Annotated in this window: 14 protein-coding genes and 1 pseudogene; 8 read left to right on the top strand and 7 right to left on the bottom strand. The window is 42.0% G+C overall.

Translation table 11 applies throughout. The features are described 5' to 3' along the window. Window positions 1-67 precede the first annotated feature (67 nt). A complete protein-coding gene (gene clpB / locus KDN43_RS13330; protein WP_238866873.1) occupies window positions 68-2,656 on the top strand; it encodes an ATP-dependent chaperone ClpB in 2,589 nt (862 codons plus the stop codon). Window positions 2,657-2,779: 123 nt separating this feature from the next. Here the strand turns inward: clpB and trkA are convergent, their stop codons facing one another. The 7 genes and pseudogenes from trkA to tig all read right to left on the bottom strand — a co-directional run bounded on the left by trkA (window position 2,780) and on the right by tig (window position 12,150). Then, entirely contained in the window at window positions 2,780-4,117 is a 1,338-nt protein-coding gene (gene trkA, locus KDN43_RS13325) for a Trk system potassium transporter TrkA (protein ID WP_238866871.1), read from the bottom strand. Between the two features lie 19 nt (window positions 4,118-4,136). After that, a complete protein-coding gene (gene dxs / locus KDN43_RS13320; protein ID WP_238866870.1) occupies window positions 4,137-6,107 on the bottom strand; it encodes a 1-deoxy-D-xylulose-5-phosphate synthase in 1,971 nt (656 codons plus the stop codon). 65 nt (window positions 6,108-6,172) lie between these two features. After that, a complete protein-coding gene (locus tag KDN43_RS16600) occupies window positions 6,173-6,505 on the bottom strand; it encodes a hypothetical protein (protein WP_407681796.1) in 333 nt (110 codons plus the stop codon). Between the two features lie 60 nt (window positions 6,506-6,565). After that, window positions 6,566-8,374, bottom strand: a pseudogene (recQ, locus tag KDN43_RS13315) (DNA helicase RecQ); the annotation flags it as partial. 315 nt (window positions 8,375-8,689) lie between these two features. Then, entirely contained in the window at window positions 8,690-9,931 is a 1,242-nt protein-coding gene (gene clpX / locus KDN43_RS13310) for an ATP-dependent Clp protease ATP-binding subunit ClpX (RefSeq protein WP_238866866.1), read from the bottom strand. 6 nt (window positions 9,932-9,937) lie between these two features. Continuing rightward, the gene (gene clpP / locus KDN43_RS13305; protein WP_238866864.1) at window positions 9,938-10,615 is read right to left on the bottom strand and encodes an ATP-dependent Clp endopeptidase proteolytic subunit ClpP; all 678 of its coding nucleotides are present in this window, start codon (window positions 10,613-10,615) and stop codon (window positions 9,938-9,940) included. Between the two features lie 152 nt (window positions 10,616-10,767). Next, window positions 10,768-12,150 carry a trigger factor gene (gene tig, locus KDN43_RS13300; protein ID WP_238866862.1) on the bottom strand — a complete coding sequence of 461 codons (1,383 nt, stop codon included), beginning with the start codon at window positions 12,148-12,150 and terminating at the stop codon, window positions 10,768-10,770. A gap of 186 nt (window positions 12,151-12,336) precedes the next feature. On the opposite strand from tig, the gene KDN43_RS13295 reads away from it, so the two are divergent. From KDN43_RS13295 to KDN43_RS13265, 7 genes are all read left to right on the top strand, one after another. Further along, window positions 12,337-13,236 (top strand): CPBP family intramembrane glutamic endopeptidase, encoded by a 900-nt coding sequence (locus KDN43_RS13295; RefSeq protein ID WP_238866860.1) that lies wholly within the window; start codon window positions 12,337-12,339, stop codon window positions 13,234-13,236. A gap of 112 nt (window positions 13,237-13,348) precedes the next feature. Further along, entirely contained in the window at window positions 13,349-13,924 is a 576-nt protein-coding gene (locus tag KDN43_RS13290) for a DUF3109 family protein (protein WP_238866858.1), read from the top strand. 137 nt (window positions 13,925-14,061) lie between these two features. Further along, a complete protein-coding gene (locus tag KDN43_RS13285) occupies window positions 14,062-14,652 on the top strand; it encodes a TetR/AcrR family transcriptional regulator (RefSeq protein ID WP_238869480.1) in 591 nt (196 codons plus the stop codon). 23 nt (window positions 14,653-14,675) lie between these two features. Beyond that, entirely contained in the window at window positions 14,676-15,422 is a 747-nt protein-coding gene (gene fabG / locus KDN43_RS13280) for a 3-oxoacyl-[acyl-carrier-protein] reductase (RefSeq protein WP_238866856.1), read from the top strand. Window positions 15,423-15,723: 301 nt separating this feature from the next. Beyond that, window positions 15,724-16,389 carry an RluA family pseudouridine synthase gene (locus KDN43_RS13275; RefSeq protein ID WP_238866854.1) on the top strand — a complete coding sequence of 222 codons (666 nt, stop codon included), beginning with the start codon at window positions 15,724-15,726 and terminating at the stop codon, window positions 16,387-16,389. Between the two features lie 196 nt (window positions 16,390-16,585). Next, the gene (locus tag KDN43_RS13270; protein WP_238866852.1) at window positions 16,586-17,488 is read left to right on the top strand and encodes a sugar phosphate nucleotidyltransferase; all 903 of its coding nucleotides are present in this window, start codon (window positions 16,586-16,588) and stop codon (window positions 17,486-17,488) included. Window positions 17,489-17,524: 36 nt separating this feature from the next. Beyond that, on the top strand, window positions 17,525-18,838 hold the full coding sequence (locus tag KDN43_RS13265) for a hemolysin family protein (protein ID WP_238866850.1): 1,314 nt from the start codon (window positions 17,525-17,527) through the stop codon (window positions 18,836-18,838). Window positions 18,839-18,946: the final 108 nt, after the last annotated feature.

Genomic DNA, 18,946 nt, shown 5'->3' with positions numbered 1-18,946 from the left:
AACTAAATTATCACTCCGACTTTTCGGAGCGGACTCAACAATATTAAAAAGAAAGGATAATGGATATATGAATTTCAATAATTTTACAATAAAGGCGCAGGAAGCGGTGCAAAAAGCGATAAATCTGGCACAGGGTAACAATCAGCAGATGATTGAACCGGCACATCTTCTCAAAGGGGTTATGCTGGTTGGTGAGAATGTGACTGGCTTTCTGTTTCAGAAGCTTGGGGTGAATGGCCGGAACCTGGAAAAGGTTGTAGACAGTGAAATTGAATCATACCCCCGGGTGTCGGGTGGCGAACCTATGCTGAGCAGGGAGGCAAATGCTGTTTTTCAGAAAGCGGCTGATTACGCAAGCAAGATGGGAGACCAGTTTGTTTCTCTTGAACATTTGCTGCTTGCAATCCTGAGCGAGAAGAACAGCGCTTCGCAGATGATGAAAGATGCAGGTATTTCACTCAGCCAGCTGCAGTCGGCTATCCGGGACCTTCGGCAGGGTGAGAAGGTAACAAGCCAATCGGCTGAAGATACATACCAGTCACTGGGTAAATATGCGGTGAACCTGGCGGAGCAAGCGCGAAACGGTAAGCTAGATCCAGTTATCGGTCGTGATGAGGAGATTAGAAGAGTGCTGCAGATCCTGAGCAGGCGTACCAAAAACAACCCCATTCTTATTGGTGAGCCGGGGACGGGTAAGACGGCTATTGCCGAAGGACTCGCATACCGAATTATCCGAGGCGATGTGCCGGAGAATCTTAAAAGCAAGCAGATCTATTCTCTCGATATGGGGGCACTTATTGCAGGCGCAAAATACAAGGGAGAGTTTGAGGAGCGTCTGAAGTCTGTTATAAACGAGGTGACAAAATCGAACGGAGAGATTATTCTCTTTATTGACGAGATCCACACGCTGGTAGGTGCAGGAAAAAGTGAAGGTGCAATGGATGCCGCCAATATTCTGAAACCAGCGCTGGCACGTGGGGATCTGCGGGCTATTGGTGCTACCACACTCGATGAGTATCAGAAATATTTTGAAAAAGACAAAGCTCTTGAACGTCGTTTCCAAACGGTTATGGTGGATGAGCCGGGTGAATCTGACAGTATCTCCATTCTTCGCGGACTGAAAGAGCGGTATGAGAACCACCACAAGGTGCGAATTAAAGATGAGGCTATCATCGCTGCTGTACAGCTTTCAAGCCGCTATATCACCGATCGTTTTTTGCCCGACAAGGCTATTGACCTTATGGATGAGGCTGCTGCCAAGCTACGTATGGAGGTGGATTCCGTTCCGGAAGAGCTGGATGAGATTATGCGCAGGATAAAGCAGCTTGAGATTGAGCGTGAAGCTATTAGGCGTGAGGATGACAAACAAAAAGAAGATCTTCTGACCAGAGAGATTGGGAATCTGAAAGACGAGGAGTCTGAACAGAAAGCCAAATGGAAGGCTGAGAAAGAGCTTATCAATAAGATCCAGCAGGCAAAAATTGATATAGAAGATGCAAAGTTCGAGGCCGATCGTGCCGAACGTGAGGGCGACTACGGGAAGGTAGCCGAATTGCGATATGGAAGAATTAAGGAAAAAGAAAACGAAATAAAAGATCTGCAGAATCAGCTTCATGAGCGCCAGGGCGGAAGAGCTATGATAAAGGAAGAGGTTGATGCTGAAGATATTGCCGATGTAGTGTCGCGTTGGACCGGAATTCCTGTTAGCAAGATGCTGCAGAGTGAACGTGAGAAATTGCTTCAGCTGGAAGATGAGCTTCATAAACGTGTTGTTGGCCAGGAAGAGGCCATAACTGCCGTCGCTGATGCCGTACGCCGCAGTCGCGCCGGTTTGAGCGATCCTAAGCGTCCTGTAGGCTCGTTTATTTTCCTTGGGACAACGGGTGTGGGCAAGACAGAGCTGGCAAAGGCATTGGCCGAGTATCTTTTCGATGATGAGAATATGATGACGCGTATTGATATGAGCGAATATCAGGAGAAATTCAGTGCTACGCGATTGATCGGGGCCCCTCCGGGATATGTGGGTTATGATGAAGGGGGACAGCTTACCGAGGCTATTCGTCGCAAACCCTATTCTGTGGTGCTGTTTGATGAGATAGAAAAAGCGCACCCTGATGTGTTTAACATTCTGCTTCAGGTGCTGGATGATGGTCGCCTCACTGACAACAAGGGCAGGGTAGTGAACTTCAAGAACACCATTATCATCATGACCTCAAACATGGGATCTGAACTTATTCGTGAGAACTTTGAAAAAATAAACAGAGAAAACCGAGAGGAGATCATTGAAAACACGAAAAATATTGTGATGGATATGCTGAAGAGAACTATCCGTCCCGAGTTTTTGAATCGCGTAGATGATATTATCATGTTTGCTCCGTTGAAGGAGAATGAGATTGAACAGATTGTACGTTTGCAGCTTGGTATTGTAGGAAGGATGCTGAAGGAGAATGGTATCGAACTCAAATATACCGATGAAGCAGTTCGCAGTATCACTTTTGCCGGTTACGATCCAGAGTTCGGTGCACGCCCTGTGAAGAGGGTTATACAGCGACGGGTATTGAACCAGCTATCGAAAGATCTTCTGGCAGGTAAGGTGGATAAATCAAAGCCTATCATCATTGATGCGATTGACGACATGCTTTATTTCAAAAATTAATAGGGGAAGGCAAGCAATCAATTAACTCACGAGAGTGAGCTTTGCAGAAGTGTCGCGATTATTTACCTGATTGTCAGGAGTCTGAAAAATAATTGCATAAGTTTTTTTCAGCATATAACCATCTTAATTAAAATAGCTTTCTATGCTCCTCAGTGATTTACTTAGGAAGAATACCACAACCTGGTCGTAAGGTTCTATTAGTGTATCTCCATCTACAAGCATAGGCTCGCCGTTTCTGATAAGCGCTCCAAAAGTGATGTCGGAGGGCAGGTTAAGGTTTTTAATAAGTTTTTTTGTCACCTTCGAGTTGGGTTTGGCAATTACCTCCCCTACGTTTGCATCGGCGATGGTGAGGCTTTTTATATTCGAGGCATCGGCTTTCAACAGCAGTTCATAGATCTTACTGGCTGCAATAAGTTTTTTGTTGATAACTGTTCCAATGTCGAACCGTTCCGCCATCGATATATAATCGATGTTTTCAACCTCTGCAACAGTTTTCTTTACACCATACTGTTTTGCCATCATACAGCTCAGGATATTTGCTTCCGAGTTCCCGGTGAGAGCGAGGAATGCATCTGTTTCGGTGATACCTTCGCGTATAAGGAACTCAGTGTTGCGCCCATCTTCTACAAAAACTGTGACATTTGGAGGAGCTGTTTCGACCAGCATCTCAGCACGTTCTCTGTCCTGTTCTATTATTTTTATATTGATATTCTGGGGGAGTTGCTGTACTGTACGCATTGTTATACGGCTTCCTCCCATGAAAATGATCCTTTTTGTTTCGAAAGATTTTTTCCCCAGCAACTCGGGAAGTGAATCCAGGTGTTTTCTTAAAGTGGTGAAATAGAGAATGTCGTTAGGAAGTATCTGGTCGCTTCCTTTGGGTATAATGGTGTGAGAGTCACGTTTGATGGCTACCAGGTGGAACAGTTTCACGCTTTGCATAAGCTCATGCAGATATTTGTTCACTATGGGAGCATTCTCTCTTACTTTTGCAGCAGAAAGTATCACTGTTCCGTTGCATAGCTCCCACCAAAAGCGTGTCCAGGGTGTTTTAAGCGCCATTGCGATCTCCTTTGCGGCCATCAGTTCAGGGTAGATCATTGAATTGATTCCCAGTTTTTCGAAGAATCCGGTATTTTTAGGCAGCAGGTACTCGTAATTATCTATGCGGGCAAGTGTTTTTTTTGCTCCCAGGTTGGATGCCAGCATACATGAAGTGATATTCCTTGACTCCTCAGTGGTTACGCCAATATAAAGATCGGAATTGGTAATACCTGCGTCAGTGAGATCTTTAAGTGAAGTGCAGTTGCCGATATATGTCAATATATCTGTATTGTCGTTTATCATAGATAGACGGTCTTTGTCGTCGTCCATCAGTGTTATATTGTGATTCTCCTGTCCCAGAAGTTTCGCGAGGTGAGTTCCCACGGCGCCTGCACCGGCAATTAAGATTTTCATTTACTATGTTACAATTATTTTATTTGACTATGAAACGATTGTGTATTATGTTGGTGGAGGCTATGGGTTCTATTGTAGGCAGTATATCGCTGCTTCGGTTATTTAGTTTATCATTTATCTTAATAATATTTTCCAGGATGCTGTTCTCGTCAATTTTGGTTAGTTGCTGAAGCTCTTTAACCGACCCGTGTGTCACAAATTCATCGCCGATGCCTATGCGGTGTAAATGAATGTTACTGTAGTCGTTTTCTGCCAGAAACTCAAGTACAGCACTTCCCAAACCACCTTTAATAACTCCGTTTTCAACAGTTATAATATATTTGTATTTTTTCGCAACCTCTTCAAGTAACTCTTCATCTACAGGTTTCAAGAAAACCATGTCGTAATGTGCCACACTTATACCTAACTTCTCTGCCTCGGCAATTGCTTTAGACGCGTTGTTGCCTATAGCTCCTATTGAGAGAAGGGCAATCTCTTTTCCTTGTTTAAGTTTTCGTCCTTTTCCTATAGTGAGTATCTGAGGTTCGTTCTGCCAGTTGGTGATCTCACCTTGTCCCCGTGGATAGCGAATCACAAATGGCCCGTCGTTACCATATACAGCTGTGTACATCAGGTTTCGTAGCTCATGCTCATTAAAAGGTGCTGAGATTACCAGATTGGGTATCGGCCGCAAGTATGCCAGATCGAATACACCGTGGTGAGTGGGGCCGTCGGCACCTACCAGCCCGGCTCTGTCGAGACACATAACCACTTTCAGCTTCTGAAGGGCAACGTCGTGAATAACCTGATCATAAGCACGCTGCATGAATGATGAGTAGATGTTGCAGAAAGGAATAAGCCCCTCTTTGGCCATACCTGCAGAGAAGGTTACCGCATGCGCCTCGGCAATACCTACATCGAAAACCCGGTTGGGAAATCTATCCATCATATAGGTCATGGAACAGCCGGTAGGCATTGCCGGTGTAACACCCACAATCTTGCAGTTTTTCTCTGCCATCTCAACGAGTGTATGTCCGAAAACATCCTGATATAGTTGTGGCTGATCCTTATTATCCTTTAGAATACGTTCACCAGTCTCTTTATTGAAAAGTCCCGGAGCATGCCATACCGTGGCCGATTTCTCTGCAGGCTTGAATCCTTTTCCTTTAACCGTTTTAATGTGCAGCAGTTTAGGACCCTGCATATCTTTGATGTTTCTTAGAATGCGGATAAGTCCCGGCAGATCGTGACCGTCAACCGGACCGAAATAGCGTATGTTGAATCCCTCAAAAATATTTTGTTCTTTAGTGAGAAGCGATTTTACGCTGTTGTTGAATCGCAATACCAGATTTTTTTCTTTCTCGGAGATTAGCTTCCGTTTTTTGAAACCCTGGTAAAGGTTGTTACGGAACCTGTTATATTTGGCCGATGTAGTCAGTTTCACCAGGTAGTCCTGAATTCCTCCAACATTATTGTCGATAGACATATCGTTGTCGTTAAGGATAATAAGCAGGTTGTTGGGTTGTGAACAGGCATTGTTGATTCCCTCGTATGCCAGGCCGCCCGTCATTGCACCATCGCCAATGATTGCAACTATGTGACGGTTTTCATTGTTGAGGTTAGCTGCAACTGCCATTCCCAGCGCTGCCGAAATGGAGGTTGATGCGTGTCCGGCAATGAAAGTATCGTATTCACTTTCATTGGGATTAGTGAATCCGGAAAGTCCTCCCAGTTTGCGGTTGGTTGAAAAGAGTCCGCGCCGCCCGGTAAGTATTTTGTGGCTGTATGCCTGATGCCCTACATCCCATACGAGCCTGTCGTAAGGTGTATTGTATAGATAATGGAGTGCCACTGTCAACTCCACCGTACCCAGGCTCGATCCGAAATGCCCGGGGTTGTGCGACAGTTGTTCAATGATGAATTCTCTCAGATCATCACAAACAGTTTTCAGTTCGTCAACACTGAGTTTTTTCAGATCACCGGGACTATTTATTTTTTGTAAGTATTTCATATTTCATACACCCATCCTAATAATAACGATGAAGGTGTAAAATAGTTTATTTTTCTTTTTTAGCTCTAATTGGCCATGTCAGAAAAGAACTTGATACGAACGAGGCGAATCTCCGTTTCCGTATATTCTGAAAGCTCTTCCTGTGCACTGTCGAGATCATCTGTTTCCGCCTCCTTAAAATAGGCATACACATCCTGCATCACATCCGGGTCCATAACCTCTTCGAGAAAATAATCGATATTGATTTTGGTACCTGAATAAACAATTGCTTCCACTTCGGAAAGCATTTCATTGAAATCTATACCTTTTGATTCTGCAAGGTCGTCAAGTGCTACTTTGCGGTCAATGGCCTGTACTATAGATACTTTTAGCTTCGACTTGTTGGCTACTGTCTTCACTCGGAGGTCTTCGGGACGAGTGATATCATTCTCCTCAACATGTTTTTTTATCAGCTCCACAAATTCTTTACCGTATCGTTTTGCTTTCCCTGCTCCCACGCCCGGTATATTTTGCAGTTCTTCCAGCGTGATGGGGTAGGAGGTTGCCATTGCTTCTAACGATGAGGGCTGAAAAATCACATAGGGGGGCACGTTCAGTTTTTTCGACAGCTTCTTTCTCAGATCTTTCATCATAGAGAAAAGTACAGGATCGGCCGCACCGCCACTGGCCCCGGACGAGGCTAAAGCATCTGAATCTTCACTTTCAAGATCAGACATATCATCCTCATCTTCATCGTCTTTAGTTATCTTAAAAGACACGGGGTTTTTTAAAAACTCTTTTCCTTTTTTGGTGATTTTTAGAATACCGTAGTTTTCGATGTCCTTTCTCAGGTAGTTGTCCAGCAATGCCTGACGGATAAGCACCTCCCAGGTACTATCTTCTTCGTCTGCACCTGTCCCGAACTCTTCCAGTTCGTTGTGCCCGTAGGTTTCAATATCGGACGACTCTTTTCCTATGAGGAAATCGACAACATAATCGGCTTTTTGTTTTTCTTTAAGAGCAATAATCGCTTCTAATACAGTAATAAGTAACTCTTTTGCTTCCACTTTCTTCTTTGGATTTAGACAATTATCACAATTTTTACAATTAGTTTCATTATAATTTTCGCCAAAGTAGTGCAATAACACTCTTCTCCGGCATACTGATGACTCTGCGTAGGCGGCTGTTTCCAGCAGCAGCTGTTTACCTATCTCCTGTTCGGAAACTGGTTTTCCCTGCATAAAACGTTCCAGTTTAAGCAAGTCTTTATGGGAGTAGAAGGCAATACACTTCCCTTCGCCCCCATCGCGGCCGGCACGGCCGGTTTCCTGGTAATAACCCTCCAGGCTTTTTGGTATGTCGTAATGTATCACGTAACGTACGTCAGGCTTATCTATGCCCATGCCAAATGCTATGGTAGCCACTATCACATCTGCCTGCTCCATAAGGAAGGCATCCTGATTATAACTGCGTGTGGCAGCATCCATCCCTGCGTGGTAAGGTAATGCCCTTATATCGTTTGCTTGCAGGATTTCGGCGAAATCGTCCACCTTTTTTCTGCTAAGGCAATATACAATGCCCGATTTTCTCCCCTGCGAGAGAATATATTTGATAATCTCCTTGTCTATCTGTTCTGTTTTATTACGGACTTCGTAATAGAGATTGGGACGGTTGAAAGACGATTTAAAGACCACTGCATTATGCATGCCAAGGTTTTTTTGAATGTCGTGCTGAACCTTGGGTGTTGCCGTTGCTGTAAGGGCTACGATTGGTTTCGGGCATATTTCACTGATGATTGGCCTGATACGGCGGTATTCAGGACGGAAATCGTGTCCCCACTCCGATATGCAGTGTGCTTCATCTACCGCGTAAAACGAAATTTGAATATTTCGCAGGAACTCAACGTTTTCTATTTTTGTGAGCGACTCGGGAGCCACATACAGCATTTTTGTTAAACCTGAAAGAATATCCTTTTTTACCTCTTCAATCTCCTGCCTGTTAAGTGATGAGTTTAAAAAGTGTGCAACGCCATCCTCCTCGCTGTAATTTCTCATGGCATCAACCTGATTCTTCATAAGTGCGATAAGCGGTGATATAATAATTGCCGTGCCCTCCATAAGCAGAGCCGGTAGCTGGTAGCATAGCGATTTTCCTCCGCCAGTGGGCATTAATACAAAAGTATCCTTTCCGGATAAGACACTTTTTATGATAGCTTCCTGATTGCCTTTGAATGTATCAAACCCAAAATATTCCTTTAAACCCTTGTAAAGTATCTCTTTTTTATCCATTGCACGTATCACACTGATGTAAAAAAATTGTCATCAAAAGTTATGTACAAAATTAAAAAAGTATTTCATATTTCCAACAATAAAAACAAAATTGAGAAAAAAATAACACTTTAATTTTACTTTTTTTTTTGGTGTTTATATTCTTCTTATTGCAGGCAGTTTACAAAACCCAATTATAATCAGTTTCTTTGAAATTGTTGTAAAATGTTCGTTTCACAATTAAAAAAACGCAAGCCGGACATGCGTTTTTTATATTTCACACGGCGAATTTTCATCTACCGGCGGATTGATTATCCGAAAATTATCGGGAATATTTCAGGCAACTCTCAATTGGTGTAAATCTGAATTTTCCAGTTGATCGGAAGCGTATTTACGCGTTACGTGAAGTTTCTTCTTATCATCAGTAGGCAGAGTGAACATTGCATCAATCATTATTGCTTCAACGATAGAACGCAATCCGCGTGCCCCAAGCTTGAACTCAATAGCTTTGTCCACAATATATTCAAATGCATCCCGGTCGAAAGTGAGAGCTACTCCATCCATCTCGAACAACTTCTGATATTGTTTGATGATGGAGTTTTTCGGTTCCACAAGTATGCGTAGCAGCGCGTCTCTATCCAGTGGCTCCAGGTAGGTGAGAATAGGAAGGCGCCCGATGATCTCGGGGATGAGCCCAAATGATTTCAGGTCGAGCGGAGTAATATATTTCATCAGATTGTTCCTGTCGATAGTTGCCTTTTGATTGCTGGCGGCATATCCTACCACACGTGTATTGAGCCGCTGGGCTATTTTCTTTTCTATTCCGTCAAAAGCGCCACCGCAAATAAAGAGTATGTTTTTGGTGTTTACCGCAATCATTCGCTGTTCAGGATGTTTCCGGCCTCCCTGCGGGGGGACATTAACTACCGAACCTTCCAGCAGCTTAAGTAATCCCTGCTGAACACCTTCGCCGCTGACATCTCTGGTAATGGAAGGATTGTCGCTCTTCCGTGCTATCTTATCTATTTCATCTATAAAGACGATACCTCTCTCAGCGGCATTTACATCGTAATCGGCTACCTGCAGCAGACGGGTGAGAATACTTTCAATATCTTCTCCCACGTAACCTGCTTCGGTAAGGACAGTTGCATCAACAATGGTAAAAGGGACCTGCAGCATTTTAGCTATGGTTCTTGCCAGCAACGTTTTCCCTGTACCGGTTGCGCCAACCATAATTATGTTGGACTTTTCTATCTCAACATCATCTTTCACGTTTTTCTGTAAAATTCGTTTGTAGTGGTTGTAAACCGAAACCGATAGAAAACGTTTTGCGTTGTCCTGTTTGATGATATATTGATCAAGAAACTCTTTGATCTGAGCAGGTTTGGGGAGTGAGGACAGTGAAATACCTGAATCGGTCTTGCCGGTACTCTTGAACGAGTCGTTAACAATCTCGTGTGCCTGCTCAGTACACATGTCGCAAATAAAACCAGTCATCCCCGAAATAAGAAGGTTTACCTCCTGTTCGCTTCTGCCGCAAAAACTGCAATGATTGCTGCTGTTAGCTTTTTTTGCCATTCTTGATTACTTTTTAATAAGAACATCGTCCACCATGCCATACTCTTTGGCTTCGGTTGCGGTCATCCAGAAATCACGGTCGGAGTCTTTTGATACATCATCGATAGGCTTACCGGAGTGATTGGAAATAATGGTGTACAGTTCCTGTTTGATTTTAGCTATTTCACGGGCAGTGATCTCTATATCGGATGCCTGTCCCTGAACACCTCCCATAGGCTGATGTATCATTACCCGGGAGTGAGTGAGAGCGAAACGTTTTTTTTCAGAGCCTGATACCAGAAGAACGGCAGCCATAGATGCGGCAATGCCGGTGCAAATGGTTGATACGTTACTTGTTATAAACTGCATTGTGTCATAAATGCCTAATCCTGCGTATACCGATCCACCGGGAGAGTTGATGTATATTGAGATATCCTTGCCCGGGTCGGAGGAGTCGAGATAAAGAAGTTGTGCCTGAATCACGTTGGCTGTATAATCGTCGATGCTGGTCCCTAGAAAGATGATGCGGTCCATCATCAGGCGGGAAAAAACATCCATCTGTGCAACATTGAGCTGGCGTTCCTCTATGATTGTTGGTGAGATATAGCCTCCCCCTCCCTGACTTGTTATATTCATATAACTGTCAAGCCTTGATCCGCTCATACCCAAATGTTTTACCGCGTATTTTCTAAAATCGTTGTTCATAAATCTTTTTTTTGGAATGTTCAACTTAAGTTGTCAGATGAACAGTTGCAAAAACAGTACCGGAATATCATGGAAAACAGTTTTATGTTTTCCATTCACCTAACAAAATTATAAAGAATAATTGAAATGCAAAATAAAACAGTGAAAAACAATCAATTCTCTTCCTGCAAACGAGTGCGTTCATTCATCAAATCATTGAACTCTTTGGAAGAGATCTCTTTTTCAATGACAGTTACATTCTCTTTTAACCAGTCAATAATCTTGTCTTCTGTAGCTTTGTCGTAAAGATTTTGAACAGTCTCCTCTTTCTCCAACATGCTTTTTGTGTAGTTCTGCAGCACATCTGCTGGCAGATTGGTCATTCCGTATTGTGCAAATTGGGCTTTTGCCACCTCTGCTGCCAACGCTTCAATATCAGCGAATTCGACGCTGATATTATTTTCTTCCGCAATTTTCTGTTTTGCAATGTGGAACTTAAGATCTTCCAGAATTTTCGGATAATCATCTTCCACCTGCTCTGATGTTCTGTTTTCACCTGTTTCAAGCAACCACCGTTTCAGAAACTCATCGGGAAACTTAACCTCTTTCATCTTTTCTACGATGATATCTCTTGCTTCATGGATGAATAGATGGTCGGCATTGGGCTTAAATTGTTTTTCAAGCTCTGACTTTATCCTTGTCCTGAACTCCTCTTCTGTAGTAACCACGCCTTCGCCAAGTACACGGTCGAAAAGCTCCTGGTTCATTTCTGCCTCCTGATAACGGGTCACCTCTTTAATCTCTAAGGAAAAATCGGAATCAATATCTTTTACCTTATCTTTGGTTGTCTGTAACAGTGATGCTATCTCTGCTTCATTATTATCATATGCTTTCTTTGGGTTGAATACCACTTTGTCGCCCGCTTTGGAACCTGTGAAGCTGCTTTTTATCTCTTCATCCTTAATATATGAAGGCATAAGAATAGCGTTTTCTATCACCTGCAGGTTGTCTTTATCTTCACTGTCGCTCAATTCGGTGAGGGTCCCCTTTATCAGGTCTGTTTCTTTTGCTTCATCTTCAACAGAGAGATAAGTGCCGTAATTCTTCTTATAGGCATCCATCTGCTCATCCAGGAGATTTTCTTCCAAAAGGACCTTGTGGCAGGTCAGTTCAACACTTTTATCCAGGAGAAGGTCGAATTCGGGAGTAAGGGCAACATCGAAATAGAATTTCAGTATTTCGTCATTCTCCAGATCAACTAATTTCTCATCACTATTATCGGGAAGAGGTTCACCCAGAATTTTCAGTTTGTTGTCGCGAATGAAGTTGCCAACTTCATCTGTCACAATTTTATTGATCTCATCTGCCTTTACAGCTTTGCCATATAGCTTCTGTATCAGGCTTTTAGGCACTTTGCCCTGGCGGAATCCCGGAATATTGGCTCTTTGACGGAATTGATTAAGTGACTTATCTACATTTTCCTGATAATCTGCTTTTTCCAGCTCAATGACAATAGTTCCGTTTACTTCGTCTGTTTTATTCAGTGTTGACTTCATTATACTGAGTGATTAGTTTTTGTTGAAAGTCGGTAAAATTCAACCGATTGAAATGATTTTTTAAATAAAACTGCAAAATTAGTGTTATTCTTCCAATTTGCAAAAAATATTTTACATCCGTGTTTTACTACAAGAGGAGTTGCCTGAATTATTATTTAGTTATCTTTGCATTCCAAAACAGAAAAGATGCGACAAATTCTTACTTCGGTTACTGCTGGTACAAAAATTGTATATCTTTTTTTACTCATGTTTATCGGTCTGCTTCTGGCCGGGAGCATATTGATTGCTTTCTCGGCTGTTACAGGCGTTGAAGAGGGCGGGGTAACAATCATATATCTGAGTTCGGGATTACAGGCTTTTTTTGCATTCGTTATGCCTGCATATCTTGTAACCGGATGGAGTTTTCCCGGGGCAGCGCAATACCTGAAGATGGTGGACAAAGAGCATGCAGGGAGGAAAATTATTTTAGCAATAATGGTTTTTCTCCTTTCTTATATACCGGTTTTTCTCCTTACACAATGGAATAAAGGCATTGAACTCCCAGAATCGATGCAGATTGCTGAACAGTGGATGCGTTCTATGGAGGATGCTGCACAGGAAACAACCGATTTGCTGTTATCCGGTGAAGGTATCGGGCGCCTTTTCATGAACCTGTTTATGATAGCCGGACTTGCAGCTGTTGCGGAAGAGATGTTTTTTCGCGGCGCATTACAACAGCTTATACAGGAGAAATTCAGAAATGGGCATATGGCTGTGTGGATTGGCGCATTGATATTCAGTGTAGTGCATTTTCAATTTTATGGCTTTTTTCCAAGATTGTTGTTGGGAGCCCTGTTAGGCTACCTTTTTCTCTACACACAGAATCTGTGGATACCTGTACTTATGCACTTTGTGAATAACGCTACAGTTATTGTGCTGGCCTATTTCTGTAGAGACAGTGAATGGTTGTACAATATTGAAAACAGTGAGATCACTGCACCCTTTGCAATTATGGCACTAATTTGCTTGCTGCTGACAATTCTACTGTTCTGGTTATACAAAAAAAATTTAAGAACCTCAGTACAAACTGAAGTTGATTCTTGCTGACTAATTCAATTTTCTAACGTGTTGCGGTAACAGCTAAACAGCTATCCTAAGTCTTATATTTAGCTGTAAATGATAACAACTAACACAAGCGAAAGTTAAGTAACGAACAATAATGATACAAATTCAGAATACATTAATATCGGACGATATTTTCGAAGAACAATTTATCTGTAACCTCTGTAAATGCAAAGGGCAATGTTGCGTTGAGGGTGAGTCGGGAGCGCCACTTACTAGAGAGGAGTTTGAACAAATAAAAGAAATTCTGCCGGATATCCGGGATGAGCTCTCCGCCAAAGCGATTGAATTGATCAATGATCAGGGAATAGCATATATAGATAATGATGGAGAACTGGTTACCTCAATAATAGAAGGCAAGGAGTGTGTTTTTACCTATTTCGATGAGAATGGCGTATGCAAGTGCGCAATTGACAAAGCATACAGAGAGGGGAGGATTTCAGTTCAAAAACCAATATCTTGCCATTTATACCCTATCCGGCTTAATGAGTATAATAATTTTACAGCTGTCAATTACCAGCGGTGGTATCTCTGCAAGCCTGCACTTAATCTTGGACAAAAAGAGGGGATACCTCTTTACCGGTTTTTAAAAGAACCGTTGATAAGGAGATTTGGTGAGGATTGGTATAACGAGCTGTGTAAGGCTGCAGAACTGTTTAAAGAAAACTGTTAAAAGCAGTCAATTTCTCCTGTTTTGGATTACTTAAGCCAGCCGAAAGCACTATTTCGCTTTTTTTTACCCATTTACTTTCGGAATATTAAATCTTTGTTTTATTTTTGCACATAAATAAATGAAATGTGCAAAGTAAAGTGTCTGCAGCAATATCTAAAACGAAGAATAATCTTATAGACGTAGCCCGGCAACTTTTCGCGAAAAAGGGTGTCGAGAATACGACTATGAACGATATTGCAGAGGCTTCTCAAAGAGGAAGGAGAACATTGTACACCTATTTCAGCAGCAAGAACGATATTTACAAGGCAGTTATAGAGTCTGAGCTAAAAGTACTGTACAATAAGCTTGAAGAGGTGGTTGAGCGTGATATGCCCAACGATGAAAAACTTCTTTTGTTGGCTTTTACGCGGCTAAATGCAATAAAAGAGGTAGTTACACGAAACGGTACACTCCGGGCCGATTTTTTCAGAGATATATGGCAGGTGGAGAATGTGCGCAAGGAGTTCGACAAGAAAGAGATTCATTATCTTGAGACTATCTTGCAGGATGGGTGTGACAGCGCTATCTTTCAGATTAAAGATGTAAGGCAGACAGCCGAAATTCTGCACTATGCATTTAAAGGTCTTGAGGTGCCTGTTATCCGTGGTGTAATGAAACTAGAATATAACAAAAAAGAGGATAGGGATATTATCTCGAACCTCGTTTTAAATGGGTTATATACCAAATAGATATTTTAATAATAATCAATCAAATGAAGTTACTAGAAGGAAAAACAGCGGTAATAACCGGCGCCGCACGTGGTATTGGTAAAGCCATAGCTTTGAAGTTTGCGTCGGAAGGATCAAACATCGCGTTCACAGATTTAACTATAGATGAGGTGGGGGCAGCCACTGAGCGTGAAATTGCCTCGCTTGGTGTTAAGTGCAAGGGATATGCATCCAATGCTGCTAATTTTGAGGAGACTCACAAAATAGTTGATGAGATAATAAAGGATTTCGGCCGTATCGACATACTTATCAATAATGCAGGTATTACTAAAGATGGATTGATGATGAGGATGAGCGAACAGCAATGGGATGCGGTAATTAATGTGAACCTGAAGTCGGCATTCAACTTTATCCATGCTGTTACACCTGTGATGATGCGACAGAAATCGGGCAGCATTGTGAATATGAGTTCTGTGGTTGGTGTTTCAGGAAATGCGGGACAGGCTAACTACTCGGCTTCAAAAGCAGGCATGATAGGCCTGGCAAAATCTATAGCAAAAGAGCTTGGGTCACGTGGTATCCGTGCAAATGCCATTGCTCCGGGTTTTATCATAACCGATATGACAGGTCAATTGTCTGAAGAGGTAAGAAAAGAATGGGCAAAGCAAATTCCTCTTCGTCGCGGAGGTACGCCCGAAGATGTTGCGAATGTAGCCCTTTTTCTTGCTTCAGACCTCTCTTCGTATGTCAGTGGGCAGGTGATAAATGTTTGTGGGGGAATGAATGCATAATTATTACCACTTTTTGCCTTTATTACAGGGATACTGATTATATCAGGGATACAGAATAAATTTTGTGTCTCTGATATTTTGTTTCATCAGTGAATCCTCAATAAATAACAATACTCCTAATGTTATTGCTTTTGCAAACATAGGGATTTCTAAAAGCCTCTTTCATTGCAATCGTGACAAAACGGATGATGTTGACATCTAATGCATTAGAAATCATTTTTTTATTTCAAGGGTTTCAAAAGTAGGCTCACAAGTTTAATTATCACTATTTATTCCCGGCAAAAGGGAAGTCACATATCAGATGACAGTTCTTTACGAAGACAACCATATTATTATCGTTAACAAGGCACCAGGTGAAATTGTGCAGGGCGATAAAACGGGCGACAAACCATTGTCGGAGATGGTGAAAGAATTTTTGAAAGTTAAATATAACAAGCCCGGTAACGTGTTTTGTGGCGTTACGCACCGGCTCGACCGGCCCACAAGCGGGGTGTTGGTGTTTGCCAAGACAAGCAAGGCGCTCGCGCGACTGAACAGAATGTTTCGTGACGATGAAGTAAGCAAGATCTATTGGGCTATAGTAAAAAATCGCCCACCAAAAGAAGAGGGCACTTTGGTGCACTATCTGATGAAAAATGAAAAAACAAATAAGTCTACTGCTTTCGATAACGAGAAACCAAATACCAAAAAAGCTGTCTTACATTATAGACTTGTAGGTGCTTCAAAAAATTATTTTTTGCTGGAGATCGCTTTGGAGACCGGGAGACACCATCAGATCCGCTGCCAGCTGGCCGAAACGGGGTGTCCCATCAAGGGCGATCTTAAATATGGGGCTGAGCGCTCCAATCCCGATGGCAGCATCAGCCTGCATGCGCGTTCTATATCATTTATACATCCTGTTTCAAAAAAGAAGATATCGGTAACTGCACCTGTTCCGGAAGATGATCTGTGGAAAGCATTTGTATAAAACGTAATCGTCAGAAATGCGGTAACTTATTTGTATAAAAACTTTTTCTCAAGCAGGTTTAATAATTATTTATAGATCTATTGTGCCAATGAAGAACCAAAAAACAGGTCTGAAGAGCAATTTGAGCAATAATCTTTTCCTCGTTTTCGATAAAAATCTTACATTTGTGGACGAACTAAATTTTTAATTTTTCACGATGAAACCTACATTATTTGTATTGGCAGCAGGAATGGGCAGCCGCTATGGCGGACTGAAACAGTTAGACGGGGTAGGCCCGGCAGGTGAGACCATAATGGATTACTCTATTTATGATGCGGTAAACGCCGGCTTCGGAAAACTGGTTTTTGTTATTCGCAAATCGTTTGAAGATGACTTCAGGGAAAAGATTGTAAAAAAATATGAGAAGAAAATACCGGTTGAACTGGTATTCCAGGAGCTGGATAATCTTCCAGAAGGCTTTTCCCCCCATCCCGATAGAGTAAAACCGTGGGGTACCAACCACGCCGTAATGATGGGAAAAGAGGTGATTCACGAACCTTTTGCCGTGATCAACGCCGACGACTTCTATGGGCGTGAAAGCTTTCAGGTGTTGGCAGATTATCTAAAGACTCTTGAATACAGTCATGACAAATATTGTATGGTTGGTTATAGAGTTGGCAACACATTGTCAGAAAGCGGTACTGTGGCGCGAGGAGTATGTGAGACCGATAAAAATGGAAATCTCACCGGAGTGGTTGAGCGCACACAGGTTATGCGTATTGATGGAAAAGTGAGCTACAAGAATGAAAGAGATCAGTGGATAGCTATTGACGACAATACGCCAGTATCTATGAATATGTGGGGTTTCACACCAGATTACTTCAAATATTCCGATGATTATTTCGTGCAGTTTCTTAATGAGAACGCGGAGAATATCAGAGCTGAGTTTTTTATCCCTTTACTGGTAAACCATCTGATTGTGAATGGTAATATTACAGTGAAAGTATTGGATACACCTTCAAAGTGGTTTGGTGTGACTTATGCCGATGATCGTCCCGAAGTAGTATCAAAGCTGAAAAGCCTTACCGCTAACAAGGCCTATCCCTCTCCGCTGTGGTAATTTTATGATTACTTTTCTTCACCTGATAGGCTGATTATGTGGGTACATATTGTCGTTATACTTCTTCTTATCCTTCTTAACGGTTTTTTCGCGTTGTCGGAGATTGCAATTGTTTCGGCAAAGAAAAACAAGTTGGAAGCAGAACGCAAGAAAGGAAGTAAAGGTGCCGCGCGTGCACGAAAGTTGCAGGCCGACCCCGATAATTTTCTCTCATCAGTTCAGGTGGGAATTACTCTTATTGGTATTGTTAATGGTGCGTACGGGGGGCAGGCGTTTGCTGTCTATCTGGTACCTTTCTTTAAACAATTTAATGCTATAGGTGCTTTTGCGGACGCTGCTTCATTGATAGTAGTGGTATTCCTTATCACATATGTATCAATTGTTATAGGTGAGCTTGTACCAAAAACAGTTGCACTGAACAATTCCGAAAAAATGGCGATTGCTGTCTCGCCTACTATACACGTGGTGAGTCTTATCTTTTATCCTTTCGTGAAACTTCTCTCTGTATCAACAAGTTTTGTAAATAAACTTATAGGGTTAAAACCGAAAGATGAGGTGGTTTCGGAAATGGAACTGCGTGCAATGCTGAAGACAGCTTCGCATGAAGGTATTATTGATGTTGAAGAGAATATTATCCACGAACAGGTATTTTACTTCTCCGATAAAAAGGCAATTCACCTGATGACTCACCGAACGGATGTGGAGTGGGTGGATATAAGTAAAAGCCGTGAGGAGATAATTGAGGATCTGCTTCGGACAAAACATAGCATTATTCTTGCATGCAGAAAAAAGATTGATGATTTTACAGGAACTATATCTATAAGGGATTTTCTATTGCGTCTGAATAACAATGAACAGTTCACAATTGAAGAGCTTATTAAGGAGCCTGTTATCGTACCCAGTACCCTGCGGGCGCAAAAAGTGCTTGAGTACTTCAGGAAAAATCATATATTTATGGCTATGGTGGTAGATGAGTATGGCAGCCTCGACGGAATAATCACCATTCATGATATTTTTGAAAATCTTGTAGGTGCTATCCCGGAGGAGACAGAAGATGAATCTTATGAACCACTCATTTTTATGAGGGATGATAACTCTGCCCTGGTAAGCGGGGAGGCCCCTATAGAAATATTATCACAGCTTGATGAGGATTTTATCGTTGATTTTGATAAAATCGACTATTCAACAGTCGCCGGTTTTGTATTTGAATGTATTAACAAAATTCCCGGCGTAGGAGATAGATTTGAGTATGATAATCTTATGTTCGAGATAGTAGATATAGATGGCAACAAGATAGACAAAGTGCTGGTTACCAGAAGGTTCAAGGCGGAAAATGAAGTAATAATATAATTAATAACAAATAATGAGAGATGAGGGAGGTTGTTTTTTGCAGGTTTGATGCAGTTTATATTTAATAGTTTAAAATGTTAATTAATGAATTTATGTTGTTAAACACAA

This window comes from Proteiniphilum propionicum (assembly GCF_022267555.1).
GTDB lineage: Bacteria > Bacteroidota > Bacteroidia > Bacteroidales > Dysgonomonadaceae > Proteiniphilum > Proteiniphilum propionicum.
Note: the sequence above shows the minus strand (reverse complement) of the source record. Positions and strands in the feature narration are given on the sequence as shown.

Bases quoted from the DNA above. Each gene is read 5' to 3' on its own strand.
- clpB (WP_238866873.1), top strand. From the start codon at position 68: ATGAATTTCAATAATTTTACAATAAAGGCGCAGGAAGCGGTGCAAAAA.
- trkA (WP_238866871.1), bottom strand. From the start codon at position 4,117: ATGAAAATCTTAATTGCCGGTGCAGGCGCCGTGGGAACTCACCTCGCG.
- dxs (WP_238866870.1), bottom strand. From the start codon at position 6,107: ATGAAATACTTACAAAAAATAAATAGTCCCGGTGATCTGAAAAAACTC.
- clpX (WP_238866866.1), bottom strand. From the start codon at position 9,931: ATGGCAAAAAAAGCTAACAGCAGCAATCATTGCAGTTTTTGCGGCAGA.
- clpP (WP_238866864.1), bottom strand. From the start codon at position 10,615: ATGAACAACGATTTTAGAAAATACGCGGTAAAACATTTGGGTATGAGC.
- tig (WP_238866862.1), bottom strand. From the start codon at position 12,150: ATGAAGTCAACACTGAATAAAACAGACGAAGTAAACGGAACTATTGTC.
- KDN43_RS13295 (WP_238866860.1), top strand. From the start codon at position 12,337: ATGCGACAAATTCTTACTTCGGTTACTGCTGGTACAAAAATTGTATAT.
- KDN43_RS13290 (WP_238866858.1), top strand. From the start codon at position 13,349: ATGATACAAATTCAGAATACATTAATATCGGACGATATTTTCGAAGAA.
- fabG (WP_238866856.1), top strand. From the start codon at position 14,676: ATGAAGTTACTAGAAGGAAAAACAGCGGTAATAACCGGCGCCGCACGT.
- KDN43_RS13275 (WP_238866854.1), top strand. From the start codon at position 15,724: ATGACAGTTCTTTACGAAGACAACCATATTATTATCGTTAACAAGGCA.
- KDN43_RS13270 (WP_238866852.1), top strand. From the start codon at position 16,586: ATGAAACCTACATTATTTGTATTGGCAGCAGGAATGGGCAGCCGCTAT.
- KDN43_RS13265 (WP_238866850.1), top strand. From the start codon at position 17,525: ATGTGGGTACATATTGTCGTTATACTTCTTCTTATCCTTCTTAACGGT.